At 45.0% G+C, this 21,302-nt stretch carries 20 protein-coding genes; 17 read left to right on the top strand and 3 right to left on the bottom strand.

Annotated elements, in window-relative coordinates; all coding sequences use genetic code 11:
- The first annotated feature begins 129 nt into the window (after nt 1–129).
- Together pepV and I579_RS01985 are read left to right on the top strand one after the other, a co-directional pair.
- Nucleotides 130–1,539, top strand: a complete 1,410-nt coding sequence (pepV, locus tag I579_RS01990) for a dipeptidase PepV (protein ID WP_010752868.1) — start codon at nt 130–132, stop codon at nt 1,537–1,539.
- Nucleotides 1,540–1,681: 142 nt separating this feature from the next.
- Entirely contained in the window at nt 1,682–2,383 is a 702-nt protein-coding gene (locus tag I579_RS01985; protein WP_010752869.1) for an ABC transporter ATP-binding protein, read from the top strand.
- A gap of 61 nt (nt 2,384–2,444) precedes the next feature.
- Here the strand turns inward: I579_RS01985 and I579_RS01980 are convergent, their stop codons facing one another.
- Together I579_RS01980 and I579_RS01975 are read right to left on the bottom strand one after the other, a co-directional pair.
- On the bottom strand, nt 2,445–2,813 hold the full coding sequence (locus I579_RS01980; RefSeq protein ID WP_010752870.1) for a YxeA family protein: 369 nt from the start codon (nt 2,811–2,813) through the stop codon (nt 2,445–2,447).
- A gap of 134 nt (nt 2,814–2,947) precedes the next feature.
- Nucleotides 2,948–3,295, bottom strand: a complete 348-nt coding sequence (locus tag I579_RS01975; protein WP_010752871.1) for a hypothetical protein — start codon at nt 3,293–3,295, stop codon at nt 2,948–2,950.
- 257 nt (nt 3,296–3,552) lie between these two features.
- Here I579_RS01975 and pepA point away from each other — a divergent pair, with 257 nt between their 5' ends.
- From pepA to I579_RS01910, 13 genes are all read left to right on the top strand, one after another.
- Nucleotides 3,553–4,629 (top strand): glutamyl aminopeptidase, encoded by a 1,077-nt coding sequence (pepA, locus tag I579_RS01970; protein ID WP_010752872.1) that lies wholly within the window; start codon nt 3,553–3,555, stop codon nt 4,627–4,629.
- 104 nt (nt 4,630–4,733) lie between these two features.
- Nucleotides 4,734–5,051, top strand: a complete 318-nt coding sequence (locus I579_RS01965) for a thioredoxin family protein (protein ID WP_010752873.1) — start codon at nt 4,734–4,736, stop codon at nt 5,049–5,051.
- Nucleotides 5,052–5,091: 40 nt separating this feature from the next.
- Nucleotides 5,092–5,544 (top strand): universal stress protein, encoded by a 453-nt coding sequence (locus I579_RS01960; RefSeq protein WP_010752874.1) that lies wholly within the window; start codon nt 5,092–5,094, stop codon nt 5,542–5,544.
- A gap of 207 nt (nt 5,545–5,751) precedes the next feature.
- Nucleotides 5,752–6,363, top strand: coding sequence for a YtpR family tRNA-binding protein (gene ytpR / locus I579_RS01955; RefSeq protein ID WP_010752875.1), 612 nt, complete (start codon nt 5,752–5,754; stop codon nt 6,361–6,363).
- Nucleotides 6,364–6,483: 120 nt separating this feature from the next.
- A complete protein-coding gene (locus I579_RS01950) occupies nt 6,484–7,209 on the top strand; it encodes a MurR/RpiR family transcriptional regulator (protein ID WP_010752876.1) in 726 nt (241 codons plus the stop codon).
- A gap of 148 nt (nt 7,210–7,357) precedes the next feature.
- Nucleotides 7,358–8,794, top strand: a complete 1,437-nt coding sequence (locus I579_RS01945) for a 6-phospho-beta-glucosidase (RefSeq protein ID WP_010752877.1) — start codon at nt 7,358–7,360, stop codon at nt 8,792–8,794.
- 1 nt (nt 8,795) lies between these two features.
- Nucleotides 8,796–10,922: a glycoside hydrolase family 3 N-terminal domain-containing protein gene (locus tag I579_RS01940; protein WP_010752878.1), complete on the top strand. Its 2,127-nt coding sequence runs from the start codon at nt 8,796–8,798 to the stop codon at nt 10,920–10,922.
- A 179-nt stretch (nt 10,923–11,101) separates the two neighbouring features.
- Nucleotides 11,102–12,109 (top strand): LacI family DNA-binding transcriptional regulator, encoded by a 1,008-nt coding sequence (locus I579_RS01935; protein ID WP_010752879.1) that lies wholly within the window; start codon nt 11,102–11,104, stop codon nt 12,107–12,109.
- A 106-nt stretch (nt 12,110–12,215) separates the two neighbouring features.
- Nucleotides 12,216–13,076: an ABC transporter permease gene (locus tag I579_RS01930; RefSeq protein WP_231452300.1), complete on the top strand. Its 861-nt coding sequence runs from the start codon at nt 12,216–12,218 to the stop codon at nt 13,074–13,076.
- 19 nt (nt 13,077–13,095) lie between these two features.
- Nucleotides 13,096–14,010 carry a carbohydrate ABC transporter permease gene (locus I579_RS01925; RefSeq protein ID WP_010752881.1) on the top strand — a complete coding sequence of 305 codons (915 nt, stop codon included), beginning with the start codon at nt 13,096–13,098 and terminating at the stop codon, nt 14,008–14,010.
- A gap of 11 nt (nt 14,011–14,021) precedes the next feature.
- Entirely contained in the window at nt 14,022–15,656 is a 1,635-nt protein-coding gene (locus tag I579_RS01920; RefSeq protein ID WP_010752882.1) for a type 2 periplasmic-binding domain-containing protein, read from the top strand.
- Between the two features lie 59 nt (nt 15,657–15,715).
- A complete protein-coding gene (locus tag I579_RS01915) occupies nt 15,716–16,321 on the top strand; it encodes a YesL family protein (protein ID WP_010752883.1) in 606 nt (201 codons plus the stop codon).
- An 18-nt stretch (nt 16,322–16,339) separates the two neighbouring features.
- Entirely contained in the window at nt 16,340–17,269 is a 930-nt protein-coding gene (locus I579_RS01910; protein WP_010752884.1) for an ROK family protein, read from the top strand.
- Between the two features lie 39 nt (nt 17,270–17,308).
- Here the strand turns inward: I579_RS01910 and I579_RS01905 are convergent, their stop codons facing one another.
- The gene (locus tag I579_RS01905; RefSeq protein ID WP_010752885.1) at nt 17,309–18,574 is read right to left on the bottom strand and encodes a S1C family serine protease; all 1,266 of its coding nucleotides are present in this window, start codon (nt 18,572–18,574) and stop codon (nt 17,309–17,311) included.
- Nucleotides 18,575–18,940: 366 nt separating this feature from the next.
- Between I579_RS01905 and rlmH the strand changes: the two genes are divergently transcribed.
- Together rlmH and I579_RS12460 are read left to right on the top strand one after the other, a co-directional pair.
- The gene (gene rlmH / locus I579_RS01900) at nt 18,941–19,420 is read left to right on the top strand and encodes a 23S rRNA (pseudouridine(1915)-N(3))-methyltransferase RlmH (RefSeq protein ID WP_010752886.1); all 480 of its coding nucleotides are present in this window, start codon (nt 18,941–18,943) and stop codon (nt 19,418–19,420) included.
- Between the two features lie 330 nt (nt 19,421–19,750).
- Nucleotides 19,751–20,830 (top strand): FUSC family protein, encoded by a 1,080-nt coding sequence (locus I579_RS12460; RefSeq protein WP_081633648.1) that lies wholly within the window; start codon nt 19,751–19,753, stop codon nt 20,828–20,830.
- Nucleotides 20,831–21,302: the final 472 nt, after the last annotated feature.

Raw genomic sequence — 21,302 nt, 5'->3', positions numbered from 1 at the left:
CGAAGCTCGCTTGCTCCTGTTGGAAGAAAAGCCTGTTTTTCAGAGAGGTTGTTTGTCATTTTGCGGGAAGAAGTGTATCATGGAAAACGAGAATAGTACCATTTTTACTTATAAACTGGAGGGAATAACATGTCCATCGATTGGAAAAAAGAAGTAGAACAACGTAAAGATGCTTTACTTGATGACTTGGTTGAATTGCTGAAAGTACGCAGTGACCGGGAAGACGACAAAGCCACGAAGGATGCTCCATTTGGTCCTGGACCAAAAAATGCTTTGATCCACATGTTGGGTTATGGGGAACGGGACGGCTTCACCGTGAAAAATGTCGACAACTATGCCGGCCATATTGAATACGGCGAAGGGGATGAAACCCTCGGCCTATTCTGCCACATGGACGTGGTACCTGCAGGCGACGGTTGGGATACCGACCCTTACGTACCAGTCATTAAAGACAACAAAATCTTTGCTCGTGGTTCTTCCGATGACAAAGGCCCAAGTATCGCTGCATACTACGGCTTGAAGATCATCAAAGAATTGGGCTTACCATTGTCCAAAAAAGTTCGTATCGTTGTTGGTACCGATGAAGAATCTGGCTGGGGCGATATGGAATACTACTTCAAACATGAAGAAAAACCTGATTTCGGCTTCTCACCAGATGCGGAATTCCCAATCATTAATGGGGAAAAAGGGAACGTAACGATTACTATGCACTTTGACGGTAGCAATGCCGGCAGTTTCGTTTTGGAAAGCTTTGATTCTGGCTTACGGGAAAACATGGTTCCCGGTACAGCAACTGCGGTCTTCACCGTAGACGACAGTGCAGTGATTGCCGACTTAACCGTTGCTTTTGAAGAATTCTTGAAAGCCGAAAACCTAAAAGGGGAATTGGTTGCAGAAGATTCATTAGTGAAAATCAGCTTAGTTGGGAAAGGCGCACACGGTGCCAGCCCACAAATCGGCGTGAACGCTGGGACTTTCTTGGCTACTTTCTTAGATCGTTACGACTTTGCCGGTGGGGCGAAGAACTTCTTACACACCGCTGCTAAATATGTTCACTTAGACTTCTATGGTGAAAAACTTGGCGTGGCTCATGAAGATGCTCGTATGGGTCAATTGACTATGAACGCTGGGATCTTGAAATTCGGTCCAGACTTCGACGACAACAAGATTGCCTTGAACTTCCGTTACCCAACTGGGGTTACTGGTGATAGCTTGCAAAAAGCAATCAGCGACTTACTTGGTGACACTGGAACGGCTACAAAGGGTGACCGGGACATGCCTGCTCACTATGTACCAATGGATGATCCTTTGGTAGCGACTTTGTTGCAAGTCTATGAAGACCATACTGGCGAAAAAGGCTACGAACAAGTTATCGGTGGCGGTACATTTGGTCGCTTGCTAGAACGTGGGGTAGCATACGGGGCAATGTTCCCAGGTTACACTGACACAATGCACCAAGCGAACGAATTCATGAGCTTAGACGATCTGTTCAATTCCGCAGTCATCTTCGCCGATGCAATTTACCGTTTGGCAAAATAAGCAACTTAAAAGACCTCTGGATGCAAATCCAGAGGTCTTTTTTCTTGTTACCAGTAAGGAAAGACTCGGAAATGTTCGCCAAAATTCCTTACTTCGGGTATGATGGAAAGAGAATGAAGGCGCTGTTTTAGGAGGGAAAGCCATGGCTTACATTGAGATGATTGAGAGTTACAAACGCTACAAAACTGGGGATACGGTGATTACCGCCAATGATGGCATCACTTTTGGCATTGAAAAAGGGGAATTAGTGGTGATTTTAGGCGCTTCCGGTGCAGGGAAGTCCACGGTTTTGAATATTTTAGGTGGCATGGATACGAGTGATGAGGGCCAGATCATCATCGATGGCAATGACATCGCCAATTATAATGCTAAACAATTAACTACCTATCGCCGCAATGAGGTGGGCTTTGTCTTTCAATTTTACAACTTAGTAGCGAACTTGACCGCTAAGGAAAATGTCGAATTGGCCTCGGAAATCGTGGCCAATGCCATGAATCCGGAAGAAGTCTTAAAAGATGTGGGCCTCGGTAATCGTATGGACAACTTTCCTGCTCAGCTTTCCGGTGGGGAGCAGCAACGGGTGGCTATCGCCCGGGCGGTAGCGAAGAATCCGAAATTACTCTTATGCGATGAACCGACTGGGGCCTTGGATTATCGTACGGGTAAACAAGTCTTGAAAATCCTGCAAGACAAGAGTCGGCTTGACGGTACCACGGTGGTGATCGTTACCCACAATGCTGCGATTGCGCCGATTGCTGATCGATTGATTGAGATTCACGATGGCAAGGTGAAGAGTATGAAAGTCAATCCTCAGCCTTTGGACATTGAAGATTTGGAATGGTAATCAACTAAACATAAAAAGAAACCACTTTTCCTGACATTGGGTTGGGAAAAGTGGTTTTTTATCATGCCTTTTCAATGGCGGCCAAAGCTTTTTTAGGGACTTCTGCTTTTTGGACTTCTTCATAGGTCTCCACGTGAGCGCCTTTGGCTGTGAGTTTCAAGTAACGGTCAGTCTTTAATTCGGACATACCGGAAAATTGAATTTCCCGAGTGTCGCCATTTTGGTCGGCTGCCATTTGTTTGTAGGCGGCAGTGCCGTAGTCATTGACAAAGTCTGGTGTGGTTGTTTTGACATAGAGGTCTTTCGTAGGCAAAAGGGGATTGAGCTGGTCGATGACTTGCGCAACGTCACTAGGGGCATGGCTTGAAAAAAGTGCAGCTCCTCCTAATAACAGTAAGACTCCGGCGGCTAGTTTGATGATAGTTTTCATTTTCTTTCTTCCTTTCACTTTTGATGCATTAAGCATAACAAAGAGTAAAAGGTGCCATATCCGTCTTAAGACTGAAAACTCCCTAACAAGCTTGTCAGGTACTAGACAAGTTTGTTAGGGAGAAAAGGTAGTCTTTAGTTTTCGGGAATTCTACGTTCAATTTCTAGGACGGTACCGGTTTTTGCATCGGCTAAAAATTCATAGGAGACGATTTTGCCGTCTTCTAAGCGGGTGATGCCCCCGGTATAGCCTTCCGAATGCACGGCGAATTTCCGCAGTGGTTGTTTCTCAAAATTAATCCAAGAACCTTCAATTGGGCCTTCCTTAAGAAACGCCTCTTTGACCAGTGTTAGGACGGCATCGGCATTTAAGCGTTGGCGTTTTTTGATCCATAAGGTGGACATGACGCCGCTGACAAGCCCTACACCGACTCCCAGTGCCAAGCCACCTTTAAAAATACTCAGTTGATTGTCATTTTCCATTGGTATCTCCTTCTTTCAGGAATCTCCGTGAATGATTAATTTTATTCTACCATAACTAAAGAAAAAGCCGATAAGAAAAATACTCAAAGGAGCCCAAGTGCGCTATAATGGACAACAGAAACGCAGCCATTCATTGTTATCTTTGAATGCTTTTGGCTGTAACTTCACCAGGGAGCATGCCTCCCTTTAAAGCGAGTCAGTTTGACGCGCTAATTTATGGAGTACAAAGGAGGGACACCTGTTTTCAGGTGACGACAATGGAAGAAAAGACATTTGCACGAATCAAAGAATTAACCGAAATGCAAGCGACCTCAGGCTTTGAAGGCCCGATTCGGGAGTATTTGCGTGGGGCGATGACGCCTTTAGTGGATGAAATCCAACAAGACGGTCTCGGGGGGATTTTTGGGATTCGCCATCACGAAGATGCCGATGCACCAAAAGTCATGGTAGCAGCCCACATGGACGAAGTGGGCTTTATGCTGACAGAAATCACACCTCGGGGTTTATTTAAAGTCGTTCCTTTAGGGGGCTGGAATCCATACGTGGTTTCTGCACAACGCTTTACATTAATCACCGCCAGTGGCAAGCACTACCCATGTATCTCCTCTTCTGTGCCACCACACTTGTTACGAGGAACCAGTGGTCAAGGCAATGTGACTGTGGACAGCATCTTGTTTGACGCAGGCTTTGAATCCAAAGAAGAAGCGGAAGGTTTCGGCGTACGCCCAGGAGATACTTTGGTACCAAGCGTAGAAACCGTAAAAACTGCCAATGGTAAAAACATCATCGCCAAATCTTGGGACAACCGTTATGGCTGTACCGTGATGCTAGAAGCATTGGAAGCTTTAAAAGATGAAAAACTAGGCCATACTTTAATCGCCGGCGCCAATGTGCAAGAAGAAGTCGGCTTACGAGGCTCAAAAGTCTCCACCACGAAATTTGCTCCAGACTTGTTCTTTGCAGTGGACTGTTCTGCCGCAGATGATTTGACTACTACCACTGGGACATTTGGTCACCTAGGAGAAGGTACCTTAATGCGGATTTACGATCCAGGTTTGATCATGTTGCCACGCTTGCGGGAATACTTGTTAGATACCGCAGAAACCAACAACATTCCGTACCAATACTTTGTTTCTAAAGGTGGTACCGACGCGGGTGCCGCACATACTTCTGTGGAAGGCATCCCAAGTACTGTCATTGGTGTTTGTGGCCGTTATATCCACACCCACCAAACTATGTTTAACATTGCGGACTTCGATGCAGCCCGGGAAATGTTGATCCAAACCTTAAAAGGCCTGGACAAATCCACCGTGGAAACCATCGTCAAAGGCTAAAGACGACGTACAAGACAGTTGGTTTTTGCCGACTGTCTTGCTTTCTTTGGCACGGGTCCGAAAAGGTGTATAATAAAAGTAGCAAAAGAGAAAGTAGGCTTTGTATGATTATTCCTGAAAGTTTAGAAGAGTTGGCAGGCTATGTGAAAGCCGGTCGCAATGTATTTTTCTTTACCGCAAGCTGGTGTGGCGATTGCCACTTTATCAAACCTTTTATGCCAGAGATTGCGGCGGATTTTCCCGAGTATCAATTTATTGAAGTAGATCGGGACAAATTTATTGACGTGGCGGCGGAATGGAATATTTTTGGTATTCCTAGTTTTGTCGTGGTAAATGATGGCAAAGAACTTGGGCGCTTGGTCAACAAGGATCGTAAAACCAAAGAAGAAATCGAAAACTTCTTAAAGAGCTTGCCACAATAAAAGCTAGCCCAGGGAGTACAAATCGAGAGGAGTGGTTTAGATGGAACAAGAGTACAAGAGAATCTTAGTAGGGATTGATGGCTCAGAACAAGCCCAATTGGCCTTTGAAAAAGCGGTGGAAGTCGCGCGGCGGAATCACGGGACCGTGTATGTGGCCAATGTGATTGACCAGCAGATTACGACTATGATGGGGTACAGTTCCTTGAATCAAAATATCATCGATCAGGAAACCGCTAGTGCCAAGGAAATGATTGAAGCTTGCAAAAAATACGGGCAAGATCATGATTTTCCAAATATCGAAGGGATCATCGCGTACGGCTCAGCCCGAGAAGCTATGGCCCACAAACTTCCAGCCAAATATGAAATTGATTTGGTTATGGTTGGCCAATCCGGACTAAACGCCGTGGAGCGCTTTATGACCGGTAGTGTCGCTAGTTATGTCATTCGTCAAGCTTTGTGTGACGTTTTAATCGTCACATACAATAAAGAATAAACGACTTGAATGACCGAATACAGACAGCCTCGAAATGTTACGAAAGGAGGGCGGCTTTTAGCGAGCTGCCACACTTTGGTAACAAGTAGGGGCTGTCTTTGTTTTGCTGGGGATGTCTCCTTTTTTTTCAGGAAGTTTTTTTGTACAATCGTAGCTTTTCTGTTATGATACAAGTTGTGAAATTTTTATCATCAAGGAGGGTTTCTTGTGATTTATGCTTATAATCCAGAGCATGTAGGGGATACATTGCTGGTGATTGCTGCTGATTTTAAGGGGCAACCGGTGACCTACGAACGGAAGTACAATATTACGCAAATCAAAAACAGTGACGGCACGATTGTGGGCTGGAATTTCTTTCAGCTTTCCGATATTTTGACCTTGGAAGAAACAGGTCAGGTTTATCCCACGAAAGAACAGATTGCCATTTTGAATCAACAGCTTCACTTGTCCGGTTTTGAAGAAGAGTTGCCTTTGGAAGAGGCACCGAAGTTTGTGGTGGGGTACGTGAAGACTTGTGTGCCGCATCCAGACAGTGACCACTTGTCCATTACGGAAACGGAAGTGGACAATGGGGAAGCTTTGCAAATCGTCTGTGGGGCAGCTAATATTCGCCAAGGACTGAAAGTCGTTGTAGCGAAACCTGGTGCCATGATGCCAGACGGTCTTTTGATTTGGCCCGGGGTCTTGCGAGGAGTGGAAAGTTTCGGGATGATCTGTTCCGCGGCTGAACTGCACGTGCCCAACGAAACCGGTAAAAAAGGAATTTTGGAATTGCCAGACACGGCAGTTACCGGGACGCCTTTTACTCCAGGAAAATAAGTCATTAAAAACGAAAGCTCAAATTAGGGCTTTCGTTTTTTGTTGTGAGAAACCGCTTTATTTGTGCTAGGATAGAAAAGAGTGCTTGTGCGGCACCCAATGGATACTGGAGGGAAAACCATGAGCTTTTTTGGAAAAATTGATTTTAATTCATTGTCGGAAACCGATCGGGCAATTTATCATTTTATGAGTAGCAATTCAGACAAGATTCCTTATATGCGGGTGCGGGATATCGCCAAAGAATCTCACACTTCGGCGTCTTCGGTGATGCGTTTGATTCGCAAGTTAGGCTTTGAAAGCTACATCGAATTTCGTTCTCAGTTTACGGTGACGACGATTGAAACCGAGGACTTTGATAAGGCCTTATCTATTTTAGCTAGGGAACGGTTCCCTCGGGATATTGAAAGCAAGCTAAACCGGATTGCCGAACGGATACAGGATTGCGAGAATATTATTTTCTTCGGAATTGGTGCTTCTGGGGCGATTTGTGAGTATGCGGCCCGGCGCTTTGCCACCATTGGCTACAATAGTTTTGCGTTGACGGATTACACCTATCCCATTAAGTCTAAGCTGAAAAATACGAGTGACAATGTCTTGATTACGTTGTCTGTTTCTGGGACTACCACCGAGGTCGTGGAGGTGGCCAATGGTTTTCGCCGGGAGGATGATTTTACCACGGTGGCGATTACCGCCGATCCTAATTCCACATTGGCGAAGATGACCGATTATTTGTTGGACTACCATGTGGAAGTCTTGCGCGTCAATCAACACGAGGATCTTACCAGCCAAGTTCCTTGTATCTTTTTAATCGATCAACTGTCGGAACGGTTGCGTAAACTAGTGTAAAGAACAGTCGAAAGAGCGGTTTGGTACATCTTGTACCAAACTGCTCTTTTTTTCTATTTGGCACTTAGACTACCAGAATCCGGGGGAATCATTGAGTATTGTAACCGTTGACATATAATGACGGTAATTAAGCAATGAGGTGAAGAAGATGCAAAAAGGATTTTCTGAGAATTTTTTATGGGGTGGCGCAGTGGCTGCCCATCAAGTAGAAGGCGCCTGGGATGTGGCGGGAAAAGGACCGAGTACCGCGGATGTCATGACGGCCGGAGCCAATGGAGTAGCCCGTAAAATCACCAAAGAGGTGGTACCAGGGGAAAACTATCCCAACCATGAAGCAATCGATTTTTATCACCATTACAAAGAAGACATCCAATTGTTCAAAGAATTAGGCTTAAAAGCCTTTCGGACCTCGATTAACTGGACCCGGATTTTTCCTAAAGGAGACGAGGAAACGCCTAATGAAGCAGGGCTGCAATTTTATGATGACTTGTTCGATGAGCTTTTAGCCAACGGTATCGAGCCGGTGATTACGCTGTCCCACTTTGAGATTCCGTTACATTTGTACAAGGAATACGGGGGCTTTAAAAACAAGCGCCTGATCGACTTTTTTGTGCATTATGCTAAGACGGTGATGACCCGCTATCAAAACAAGGTTAAGTATTGGATGACCTTCAATGAAATCAATAACCAAGCAGATGGTCAGCATGCTTTGCACACTTGGACTAACTCTGCCATGCTCTTTGAGGCAGGAGACAACGCCGAGGAATTGACTTTTCAAGCGGGGCTCAATGAATTAATCGCTAGCGCTCGCGTGGTGAAATTGGGCCACGAGATCAATCCCGACTTTCAAATCGGTTGCATGATGGCCTATGTGCCGGCTTATCCTTATTCGTGCAATCCGGAAGATTTAATGGCGGCTGTCAAAGTCATGGATCGCCGTTTCTTTTACTCGGACATTCATGCCCGTGGGGTAGTGCCAAACTACGCTAAGAAATACTGGGAAGAAAAGGGCTACCACATCGAGCTTTCCCCAGAAGAAGAAGCCGACTTAGCAGAAGGAACGGTGGATTACATCGGCTTTAGTTACTACATGTCTACGGCGGTGACCACTTTGCCCGATGTAAAAGGGGATGTCATTACCGATTTTCCGGGAGCCAAAATTGTGAGCAATCCTTATGTGTCAGCCAGTGATTGGGGTTGGCAGATCGATCCAGTGGGCTTGCGGTACACCTTGAACACCGTGTACGAGCGCTATCAGTTACCATTGTTTATCGTTGAAAATGGCTTTGGTGCGTATGATGAATTGGTGGAAGGGGAAGTTCACGATTCCTATCGCATTGCTTATTTGCAGGCCCATATCGAGCAGATGGCACTGGCTGTGAACGTGGATGGAGTGGAACTGGTAGGCTACACTCCTTGGGGCATCATCGATTTGGTGAGCTTCGGCAGTGGGGAAATGGAAAAACGCTACGGCATGATTTATGTAGACAAGGACAATCAAGGCAATGGCAGTCTGAAACGTCTGAAGAAAGACTCCTTTGCTTGGTACCAAAAGGTGATTCGCACCAATGGAACGGAGGCGTGACATGAAAGAACAAGCCTTACGGGAAGTGTTGGACTCTTTGACCTTGGAAGAAAAAGTCGGTCAACTGGTACAAGTCACCCCGGATTTCTTCGATGCCTCTGGGGCGATTACCGGGCCGATGCTAGAGTGGACCATGAGCAATCAGGAGCGCTATCAAAGCGGCTCGGTCTTGGGAACCACGGAGGCTAGTCAAGTGCGAGAGATTCAAGCTCAATACTTGGCTCAAAGTCGGCACAAAATTCCTTTGTTGTTTATGGCAGATGTGATTCACGGCTATCGAGAAATTTTTCCGATTCCCTTAGCCTTAGCTTCTTCCTTTGACGAAGAACTGGTGCAAGCTGTTGCCCGTGTTTCTGCAAAAGAAGCCGCTGGAGAGGGCATTCACGTGACGTTTTCCCCCATGGCGGACTACGTGAAAGATCCACGTTGGGGTCGGGTGTTGGAGAGTAATGGGGAGGATCCTTTACTGTCCCAGCGCTTGACCGCGGCCTATGTAAAAGGCTACCAAGGAGACAATCTTAAAGACGAGAGCAGTCTGGCCGCTTGTGTGAAACACTTTATCGGTTACGGAGCAGCAGAAGGCGGACGGGATTACAATACCGTGGACTTCTCGGATTTGGTTATGTACCAAGATTACTTGCCAAGCTTTCGCAGTGCCCTTGAGGCTGGAGCGAAGTTAGTGATGACCGCTTTTAACAGCGTTCGCGGGGTTCCCATCAGTGGCAATCAGTCCTTGATTCAGCAAGTTTTGCGGGAAGACTTGGCATTTGATGGGGTCTTGATTTCCGATTGGGCGGCGATTCAGGAGTTGATCGCCCATCGTGTGGCGGAAAATCAAAAAGAAGCCGCAACGATGGCCTTTAAAGCAACGGTGGACATGGACATGATGACCAGCTGTTATCAAAGAGAACTTGCGACAATCGTTACAGAACAACACTTGGAACACGAACTGGATGAAGCGGTCTGGAGAGTATTGACCTTAAAAAATGAATTAGGTCTTTTTGAAAATCCGTATCGAGGATTAGACAAGTTAGTCGCGACAGCAGAATTACAGGAGCAAGCGTTTGAAGCCGCGGTTAAATCAGCGGTCTTACTGAAAAATGAACAAGTCCTGCCTCTCCAAAAAAATGAAAAGATCCTTTTGGTGGGAACGAAAGTAGCCACCGGGGATTTATTAGGGGCATGGTCCTGTGTGGGAGATACCGCTCAGACAACTAGTTTAGCCAGTGCTTTCCAAACAGAATTTCCCCAACTAACTAGCATTCCTTTAGCAGCCGATGCCAGTGATCTAGCGGAAAAATGGCCGGAAATTCAAACGGCCGCTTTAGCAGCAGACAAGGTGGTGATTGCCGTAGGGGAAGCCGGGGATGAAGCGGGAGAAGCCGCCAGCAAGACTAGTTTGCGCTTAAAACCTCAGGAAGTTGATCTGATTCAGCAACTCAGTCAATTGAATCAGCATTGTATCGGTGTGATTTTCAGTGGCCGTCCATTGGTGTTGACGGAAGTGGTGGACCACCTTCAAGGCATCATCGCACCTTTCTTCTTAGGCTCTCAGACTAGCGGGGCATTAGCTGCCTTGTTAAGCGGTCGCCGGGATTTTAGTGGACGACTGGCCATGGGCTTTCCTCGCCATGAGGGACAGTTGCCTTATAGTTATCGGGAAATGTCCACCGGGCGCCCGGAAACCGCTGCAAATCACGGGCAACGCTATCTTTCCAATTATTTGGATGAGGAAAATGATGCCCTGTATCCTTTTGGCTACGGTCTTAGCTACAATACTTGGGAATACCAAGACATCACGCTGTCACAAGAACCATTAACCAAAGATGCACCCATTTCTCTGCGATTGACAGTCACCAATCAAGGAACTCAGACCGGCTCAGAAAATATTCAGTTGTACTTCACCGATGAAGTGGCCCAAGTCATCCGGCCGAAAATAGAACTATTGGACTGGCAATTGGTGAGCCTAGCTCCCGGAGAAAGCCGGGAAATTTGCTTTGTCATTCACAGTGATCAGTTGGCTTATGTCCATCAAGACTTGCGTCGTTACCCGGATTCCGGGAGGTTCCAGTTACACCTGGGGAAGAATAGCCGCGAGATACTCGCTAGTTTTATTGTGGAATTGTAGTTTTTTCACGATGGTACCACTTGTACCATCGTGACGCTTTTTTCAAAAGTCAGGCGAGAATACCAGGATGGCCAAAAGCTATTGTGAATGAAAACGTTTTTATTTAGAATGAGCTTGTGTTTAAGAACCGGTTATTTTCCATCACAAAAAATAAAAACGTTTTTATTTCGGAGGTACCCATGAACGAGCGTGTGACCATTCGCGATGTGGCCAAGGAGGCCAATGTTTCCATCGCCACTGTGTCCAAAGCCTTAAACGGTGTGGACGTAGTGCGACCCATGACCAAAGAAAAAGTCTTTCAAGCAGCCAAAAAACTGCATTATGTACCGAATCTTTTAGGCAAGCAACTTAAAACCAAGCGGACCAAGATGATTGGTTTTTACACCCATACGATCGTTGGGCCTTACTTTAGTTCCTTAATCGAAGCCATCGCGGAAGAAGCCGAGCATTTGGGCTACGGTGTGAGCGTGATTATTTCTTCTGACAAGCAAGTGCTCCGATCTCATCTACTAGGAAATATGGTAGACGGTTTTATCGGGTTTGAAAGTTTGATTGATGACGAGGATTTGGCGATTATCCGAGGCGAGCACATTAACGCGGTGTTTATGGATCGTCAAATCAAGGATTTTAGCATCAGTAGCATCGTCTTTGACTCACGAAAGGCCGGTCGCTGGGCTACCGAGTTTTTGATCGCGAAAGGTCATGAGAAAATCGGCTTTCTACCCGGGCATCCCGGCGTCTATGACAGTGACGAACGCTACCGCGGATTTCAAGAAATGATGGCAGAGCATCACTTACCGGTTAATCCAGACTGGGTGATCAGCGGATTGTTTGAAGAGCAAGCAAGTTACTGCAATGTTTTAAACTACTTGCAAACAATCCCTAAAAACTGCTGGCCTAGCGCTTTGATTGCCGGGAATGACTTAAGTGCCATTGGGGCGATTCAAGCTGCGCAAGAAATGGGCTTACGGGTGCCAGAAGACTTAAGTGTAATCGGTTTCGATGACATCGATCTCTTGCGCTATTTCGAACCAAAAGTCACCACGGTTCAAAATCCCATTAAAGAGCAAGGACGACAAGCGGTGATTGAGCTGTTGCAATTAATCGATGGGGTCAAAGAAGGCGAAAATCACATTCTTCCCGGAGAATTGGTCATTCGGGAAACCGTTGAAAATTACGAAGAATAAAAAAGGAGGGATTCAGTTGGAAGCTGGAAAAAACATACGCCCAACACTAGGGGAACGCTTCAAACGTTTTTGGAAAGAATTCGCCCAACAATGGCAACTGCAAACCATGGCCATCCCCGGCGTCGTCTACATGATCATCTTTAGTTTCATCCCAATTTATGGCTTGGTAATCGCCTTTAAGAATTACACGGTCATCGACACCATCGAATCGGCGCAATGGGTCGGGTTGGAGAATTTTAAAATCATTATGGAGGACCGCTACTTTTGGCAGTCTGTAGTCAATACTTTGGGAATTAGCTTCCTGAAATTAGCCTTTGGGTTTGTTTTACCGATTATCTTGGCGGTAATGATTTATGAACTGCGAGATAGCGTCTTTAAACGAGTGATTCAAACGATTTCTTATCTACCTCACTTCCTGTCTTGGATTATTTTAGGGGGCATGTTGATCACCTGGTTTTCTTCCAATGGGATGATCAATGGCTTTTTGAACCTGTTAGGTTTTTCTGCGAATCAGAATCACATGCTAGACGTAGGCAAGTATTGGTGGATCGCCGCCTTGTCCGATGTCTGGAAAGAAGCCGGTTGGGGAACGATCTTGTACTTAGCCGCCATGTCAAAAATCGATCCGACCTTTTATGAAGCGGCGAAAATGGATGGGGCCACTCGCTTGCGACAAGTCTGGAGTATCACCATTCCCATGATTCGCAACATCATTTCATTAAACTTAATCTTAAGTGTAAGCGGTCTATTTAACTCGAACTTGGACCAAACCTTGGTCTTGATGAATTCCCAAAACCAACCGAAAGCAGAAGTCATCAACTCTTACGTGTACCGGATTGGTTTGATGCAAGGGGACTTCTCCTACGCAACGGCGGTAGGCTTGGGTATCTCGATTATCTCGGTGATCCTCTTGACTATTACCAATATCATCACCAAACGCTTAAACGACAACAAATCGGTCTTGTAGAAAGGAGTGAAGGAATTTGATGAAAAAAGCGAGTCTCTCATTTAGTAAACCAAAAAGCAGCGTCGTCCAAGATAAGGACAGCAAAGTCTTCAATATCGTCAACGTCTTTTTACTCTTAGTCTTTACGGTGATTATCATTGTCCCTGTTTGGAACATCGTGGCTTCTTCCTTCGCCTCGGCGGATGCTTTGGCCAAAGGGAACTTTATCTTCTGGCCCTCTGAGATTTCCACGGACAATTATCAACGGGTGCTGAGCGATCCGAGTATGTGGAAAGCTTTGGTGATTTCTCTAGGGAAAACCGCACTAGGGGTAGCGGCCCATACCGCCTTTTGTGCCATTATGGCCTACGCCTTGAGTAAAAAGAACTTACGAGGGCGGGGGTTGTACTCCACCATGGGAATCATCACCATGTTCTTTTCCGGAGGCATGATTCCTACGTACTTATTGATTAAGTCATTAGGGTTATTGAATACCTTTTGGGTGTACATCATTCCTGCCTTGTTTAGCTACTACGACGTGATCATCTTGATGAACTTCTTTCGGGATGTGCCGGACTCTTTAGAAGAATCCGCCAAAATCGACGGGGCCAGCGACTGGGACGTCTTGTTGAAAATCTTCGTACCATTATCGAAACCGGCGTTAGCGACCATCGCTTTGTTTCACGGCGTTTGGCAATGGAACGACTTTATGACCGCCAAATTGTATGTCACCGAGCGAGGCTTGTATCCCTTGCAAATGAAACTGTATGAGATCATTACCCAATCTCAAGCGGCTTCCCAACAAGGATTAAATGCCGCAATTGAAATCAGCACCACCTCTAAGGGAATCCAGTTGGCCACCATCGTGTTGACCACTGTTCCGATATTAGTGATTTACCCAATGGTTCAGCGTTACTTTGTTTCAGGCATGATGCTTGGAGCAGTAAAAGAATAGGAGGAGAAAATATGTTTCGTAAAAAAAGTCTTGTAGGATCCCTTTTGGTTGCCGGCGCATTGTTGAGCTTGGCCGCATGTGGCGGGAGTAAAAAAGAAGACACTACCACAAAAGAAGTAAAATTGCCGGATATCGCCGATCGCTACACTCCGGACAAAGACACCCCGGCGTGGCAATTGGACAAAAAGGAAGAAACCACTAAATTGACCTGGTACGTCAATGCGGACTGGTGGAACACCGAATACGGCAAAGACATGGTAACAAAGAAAATCAAAGATGATTTGAATGTGGACATCAAATTCATCACCGGAGATGACACGAAGTTAAACACGTACTTTGCCGGTGGGGATATGCCGGATATCGTAACGGTGTTTGATTCCAATTCACAAGTAGCTAGAAAAGCCGATTCTTGGGCGTTGCCATTACAAGATTTAGCAGAAAAATACGATCCCTACTTTAATACAGTGGCACGGGAAGAAACTTTGAACTGGTACAAACTAGGGGATGGCAAGTCCTATGGTTATCCCGATTATTCCAATGTGCAAAGTGACTTTGACAGCGGCGATATTTACTCCCGGGATGCCTTCATCATCCGTAAAGATGTGTACGAGGCCATCGGTAAGCCAGATTTCAGCACGCCAGAAGGTTTTGTGGAAGGCATGAAAAAAATCAAAGCCCAATTCCCAGACTTGATTCCATTTGGTTTCAACGACTTTGCTTCCGACGGTTCCTCTAACGGTTCCATGGATAGCGTTGTCCAAGACATGCTAGGGGTTCCTTACACGAAAGACGGCAAATACTACGACCGGAACTTGGATGAAGACTACCTTGAATGGGTGAAAGCATTCCGCCAAGTTCACCAAGATGGCAACGTTTCTGACGATACCTTTACCGACGATGGAGACAAATTCAAAGAAAAACTTCAAACCGGGAAATACGCTACAGTAATGATCGGATCTTTTGTTAACCAAGGGATTCCATTGCAAACCTTTAAAGCTAGCAATCCAGATGCTGAATACATGGCCATTGATGGGATTCAAAGTACTGTGGGCAATGAACCAACCTTGACTCAAGCAGGGATTTCCGGGTGGATGATCAACTACATCAGCCAAAAATGTGAAGATCCTGCCAAAGCGATTCAAGTCTTCACTTACTTGCTTAGCGATGAAGGGGAAATGTTGACCAACTTCGGGATCGAAGGAGACACTTATACGTTAGAAGCAGACGGTACCGTGAAATGGACCGACGAAGCGCGTAAGATTCAACAAGACGATCCTGAAAAATGGCAATTGGAATACCGTATGGGTGAATTCATCCAATTCGGTCACGACCGCTTTAAAGCGATGAACCCAGATTCTTATGTGGATGCCGTGAAACAAATGCAAGAATGGGGCGACGGCAAATTGACTTCTCAATTCTTGACAGAAAACATCGGACCAGATGCCGGTACCCAAGAAGCACGAGCTCAAAGCGCGATTCAAACTAACTGGAGCACTACTTTGGTAGGGATGTTACGGGCGAAAGACGAAGCGACGTTAGAAGGCTTATTGGAAGACTACAAAGCATTCCAAAAAGACAATAAGATCGATGACGTTAACAAAGTTCGTAACGAAAAGATCAAAGAAAACGAAGCAAAATTGAAATAACATAGACTTTTGAAGGGGCGTTGTGCCCCTTCCTACATAGGAAAGAAAGAGGCGAGACCATGACGAACTTATTTCAACCAGACGGCAAACTGTACAATCTTTTGGATCGCTTGTACCAACTATTGGTACTAAACTTCTTGGTGATTTTGACTTGTTTGCCACTGGTGACCATTGGAGCCGCATTGACTGCGGCTTATGGCACGGCTTATCGCATTGCCCAGCACAAAGAATGTGTGCTTTACAAAGAGTATTGGCGCCAGTTGAAAGTCAACTTTGTGCCAGCTACGAAAATTTGGTTGGGCATCTTGGCTATAGGTACGGGGGTATTCTTTGCTTTGCCTTTCGTGCGGGACTATGTTTTAGGCAATAAAGTCAGCTATTACTTGGTTATGGTCTTAGTTACGGTTGTCTTACTGGCCTTGGAATATGTCTTTCCTTTGATTGCCAAGTTTGACAACACGCTCGGAGCAACTTTGAAAAATGCGCTAGTGCTTTCTTTAAAGCATTTGCCCATTAGCATTATTGTCTTTGGAGTGAATCTGGCAGGAATTTTATTGCCGATTTTACTGCCACAAGGGTTTATTTTATGGCTCTTTGTTGGCATCGGCCTAGTGCTTTATCTAAATGGAAAACTCATGAACGCTGTGTTCTTGAAATACAGCTAGGGAAGGGAAGTTGACGAGATGTTTGTAGGATTTGACATTGGTGGGACCACGGTGAAGTATGGGGTTTTAAATGAACAAGGAGAAATTTTAGAAAAAGCGGCGATTAAGACTAGCTATGTGGTGGAGGAATTGCTTGACGACATGGAGGAAATCGTCGTGAAGGCCCAAGCAAATTATGACATTGAAGGTATCGGCATCAGCGCTCCTGGTATCATCCAAAAAGACGGCTATATGCTGACCGCCGGGGCCATTAAACCTTTATATGGAATGAATCTTAAACAAGCGTTGGAACAGCGGTGTCAGTTGCCAGTTTCCATTGAAAATGACGCCAATGCCGCGGCCCTCGCGGAAAAATGGATTGGCAATGCCCAAGGAATCGACAATTACCTATGCATGGTTTTAGGTACCGGCATCGGCGGTGGCATCGTCTTAAATGGGGAGGTCTTCCGGGGGGCTCACGGGATGGCCGGGGAATTCGGCTGGATGGTCATCGATCAGTTACCTGAACAAGGAGACATTGAAGAAGTCTCGGTGAATAAAAAAGTCGCGACCGTGGGGGGCTTATGTTACCAGTACAACTTAGCCCAACAAAAAAACAATCCTCAAGCAGAGCCCGTTTGGGATGCACGAGAATTGTTTGCCCGAGAAGCGGCCGGCGAAGTGCTGGCCACAGAGATTTTAGCAGCCTTCTTCGTCGACTTATCGGTGACCTTGATTAACTTAATCAGCTGTTTTGATCCAGAAGTTATCTTAGTGGGGGGAGGCATCAGTGCCAATGAAGCCTTTACCCAACGCTTGCAAGAAACCTTGAGTACGGTTAAAGCGCGCCATGAATCGATTCACTATTTAGAAGGGAAAACCATTGCCCCTGTGCGAACCGCTAAATTACAAAACGATGCGGGGATGATCGGTGCCGTCTATCAAATCTACCAACAAGTGAAAGGCTAAAAAAACCAGCGAGAATTTTTTCTCGCTGGTTTTTTCCTGTTATTGATTATTGTTTTGATTTTGTTGCAACGCGGAACTGTCGATGGTTAAGTCGACTTTAGCGGTACTTTCTTTATCCCCGCGGTAGTAGGTTATGGTGATCGTATCCCCGACATTCTTACCGTAAAGAATCGATTGGAGATCCGTTGCGCTAGTAACTTCTTCCCCGTCAACTTTGGTAATCACGTCGTATTGTTTCAAACCAGCTTTTTCTGCAGGTGTTGCGTTCATAACGTTGGTAATCACCACACCAGATTTCACGGAACTTGGGACTCCAAGAATTTGTTCTTGTTGTTGAGACGTTACAGAAGACAAGTCCACCATATTGATTCCGAGAGCTGGTCGGGTAACTTTGCCGTCCTTTTGCAGTTGGTCGATGATTTTTACCACATCGTTACTTGGAATGGCAAAGCCCATCCCTTCGACGCTAATATCGGAACTTTCCGTAGAGGTCGAAGCAATCTTACTAGAGTTAATCCCGATGACTTGTCCCGCGATATTTACTAAAGGACCACCGGAATTCCCTGGGTTAATCGCCGCATCTGTTTGAATGGCGCTAATATTGACACCGCTGGTACTGTCGGAAATCGGCCGATTAACAGAAGAAATAATCCCGGAAGTAACGGAGTTGGCATATTGAGAGCCTAATGGAGAACCAATGGCAATCGCAGGTTCGCCGACTTTCAAAGCAGAAGAATCCCCAAAGGTTGCGACTTCATCTACATTTTCCGAAGAAATCTTGATTACGGCTAAGTCGGTTACCGCGTCGGTTCCCATAAGTTCCCCTTTGACCTTCGTGCCATCTGACATGACGACTTCCAAGCCATCAGAGCCTTCTACCACGTGATTATTGGTCACCACATAAGCGGAATCTCCATCTTTATTGTAGATAACCCCACTACCTTCACTGGCTTCTACGAGATTGCTATCATCGGTATTTTCTGCAGAACTGTCTTCTTGCTGTTGACCGAACATGTCTCCCCAGGGGTTATTGGAGCTTTGTTGTTGAGCCTGTAAGTTGATGACAGAAACCACCGCGCCTTGGACTTTTTCCACAGCACTGGTGATATCGCTATCCACATCCACCTTGACATTGGAAACCTTGGCCGGCTCACTTGTGGAACTGCTATTGTTGCTACTGGAGCTGGGAGCTAAAGTCGAGCCATTGGCTAGATAAAATCCACCAACGATCAATAAACCACCCACAGCGCCTCCTAGTAATCCGGTGAGAAAACGTCCCCCGGAACCTTTTCTTTTTTGTTTCATACGATTATCCTCCTAACGATTTTCTATTCAATGAATAATTGCTCAATTCTAGTATAGACTCAATTCCTGTGTTTAGTCTATCGCGAGACTTTGAAAAAAATATGAACGAAATGGGCTTAAATACATGCTAAATCGTGAAAAATTTCTGTAAATCCAACCTTTTTCACAAAAAGATGGGGAAAACTATCCACAGAATTATCCACAACCTGTGGATAGTGTGGGTAAATCTGTGGAGAACGAACGTTTGTATGGAAAAGCACCGGTCCAATCGTTTTTCTTTCCTCGCAGAAAAAAATCATTCGTCATAAAATGTGGATAAAAATTGTGGTAAACTCAAATAAAGTTATGAACAAGTGAGGATAAGTCATGAATATCAAACTAATTACCGTGGGAAAACTCAAAGAAAAGTATTTGGTACAAGGGATCAATGAATACGTCAAGCGCCTTGGCGCCTATGGCAAGATTCAAATCATCGAAGTTCCTGACGAAAAAGCCCCAGAAAATCTCAGTGAAGCCCAAATGATCCAAGTCAAAGAAAAAGAAGGGGAACGCATCTTAGGAAAAATCAAGGACGGAGAATACGTCTTTGCCCTGGCGATTGAAGGGCAAAATCCCAGCAGTGAAGCGTTTGCTAAACAACTGGAGCAACTACAAATTCAAGGAAAAAGCCAGTTTGTCTTTATTATTGGCGGGTCGTTAGGCTTGAGCCAGGCGGTTATGCAAAGAAGCAACGCCCAAATCTCCTTTGGCAAAATGACCTACCCTCATCAATTAATGCGCTTGATCTTAGTGGAACAGATCTACCGAGCGATGAGGATTAATCACGGGGAACCGTATCATAAATGATGCGGTTTTTTTGGTAGACGTTTTGGAGCGTGGATTGGAAATACGAGGAGATAATCCTCCTTGCAAATACCATTAATGGTACTAATTTGAATGTAATAAAAAATGGATACATAATATTATCCTTCTACACAGTTCGATAATATTGATACTTCGAGCTAAAAATCAATGTTCGCTCCATTTTTAGCAGAGGTGGCAGCTGCCCATAGCCGAATGGAAGACAATCGCAATATCGGTAAGATCATCTTGACTGTTGCTGATTAGACTAACAGAATCCTAAATGGAAAGTTGACTGAGATCTTATTTTTTTGCTATACTTCTCGACACACTTTCATGAATAAGGATGATTTTATGACGCTTTATCAAAAAATGCAGTTGAGTCCAGCTGTTCTTCGCCAACATATTCGGGAATCTTTTGCGCAGGAGAAAAAGCAGTATGTCACGGCTCTTGTTTTGCGGAGTGTTCTCTTATTGCTGTTTGCAATTGCCTATATCTCGATTTTTACGAGTCTCTTTGGTCAAAAGAATAGTTATGTTGGGGTAGGCAGTCTGTGTATGCTTTTGAGTATCCGTTTTGTCAATTATGGCTACCATATAATCGATAGTCTGGTGGCTTTGTTTTTTATCTCCAGTCTCTATTTGATAAATAGTTTCTTCTTAGCAGGCTTACCGGTTATCCTGTACTTTGTTGTGCAATTAGCAAGCTTATCGTTCATTCTATTAATGACTACCACTCATCCTGAATATGGAAATGGTGGTGTGTACGCCTTTAGTTATATTTTGATAACGAGTAATACTGTGAGCGGACAGCATGAAATCCTTCAGAGAACAGGAGCCGTGTATTTATCTTTTCTCTTTTGTGGATTGGTATTTCTCCAGAAACATTCTCAAGCTAACCGAACCATTCGATTCCACCATATTTGTAAAGGCTATTCCTTACACCAGACAACCTATCAGTGGCAATTGCGCTTAGCCTTAGGAATTGCGTTTGCTTTATCTATTGGAAAATATCTGGGGATACCTCGTAGTATGTGGATGGGATTTGCGAGTATGTCACTTTTATTACCTCAAACGCATCAAGTTCTTTCACGGGGATTTTCACGGATGATGGGCGTCACAATCGGTTCAGTTATTTTTGTCCTGTGTTTACATTTGTTTCCGATAGAGTGGGTCTTTTTATTAGGTCCCTTGGCAGGCTTTTGTCTGGGGCTGACTCCTCATTATGGTTGGGCGAGCATTTTGAATTGTTTTGGGGCCTTATCGGCAGCCTATGTACTGTTGGGAATTTTACCGGCTGGTGTGATTCGTATTCAAAACAACTTTTTAGGTATCTTGTGTGGGTTAGGGATTGCCTTACTCTTTCAACTGTTGCAAAGAAAGTCGACAAAACGAGTTGGAGAAAGTCAGTGTTAAGCGAATAGCCTTTGTCTTCAGGGGCTAATAAAAGAAACTAAGAATGACATGTGACATTCTTAGTTTCTTTTTTGTTTATAGAAGGAAATGGTGTTTTCGGAATAAACCAGGAATTGTGGTGTATTTTCTTTCGGATTCATTTCTCTATAACAAAACAGCATGCAAGGGAACCTTTGATTGGTGGAGTAGTTTAGTAATAGGATAGCGAAAGATGCTATAATGGCTACATTCGTTTATCAGGGAACGTAAGAGAATTTGTGTGCTATATTATGAATGAGGTATGAACTGCAAAGAGTATCTCGAACATTTTGAGTATAAAATGCAGAAGAAAACTGGATGTACAGAAACTTCTCTAGCTAATTTATACAATTTACTTGTACATTTAGGTGTTAAACAAACAGATTAGAGATGAAAGCTATCGCTGTGGGAGGCTGGTCTCTCAAATGATAGAATAAATATGGAAAGAGAGAAC

It is taken from the genome of Enterococcus asini ATCC 700915 (assembly GCF_000407365.1).
Taxonomy (GTDB): domain Bacteria; phylum Bacillota; class Bacilli; order Lactobacillales; family Enterococcaceae; genus Enterococcus_C; species Enterococcus_C asini.
Note: the sequence above shows the minus strand (reverse complement) of the source record. Positions and strands in the feature narration are given on the sequence as shown.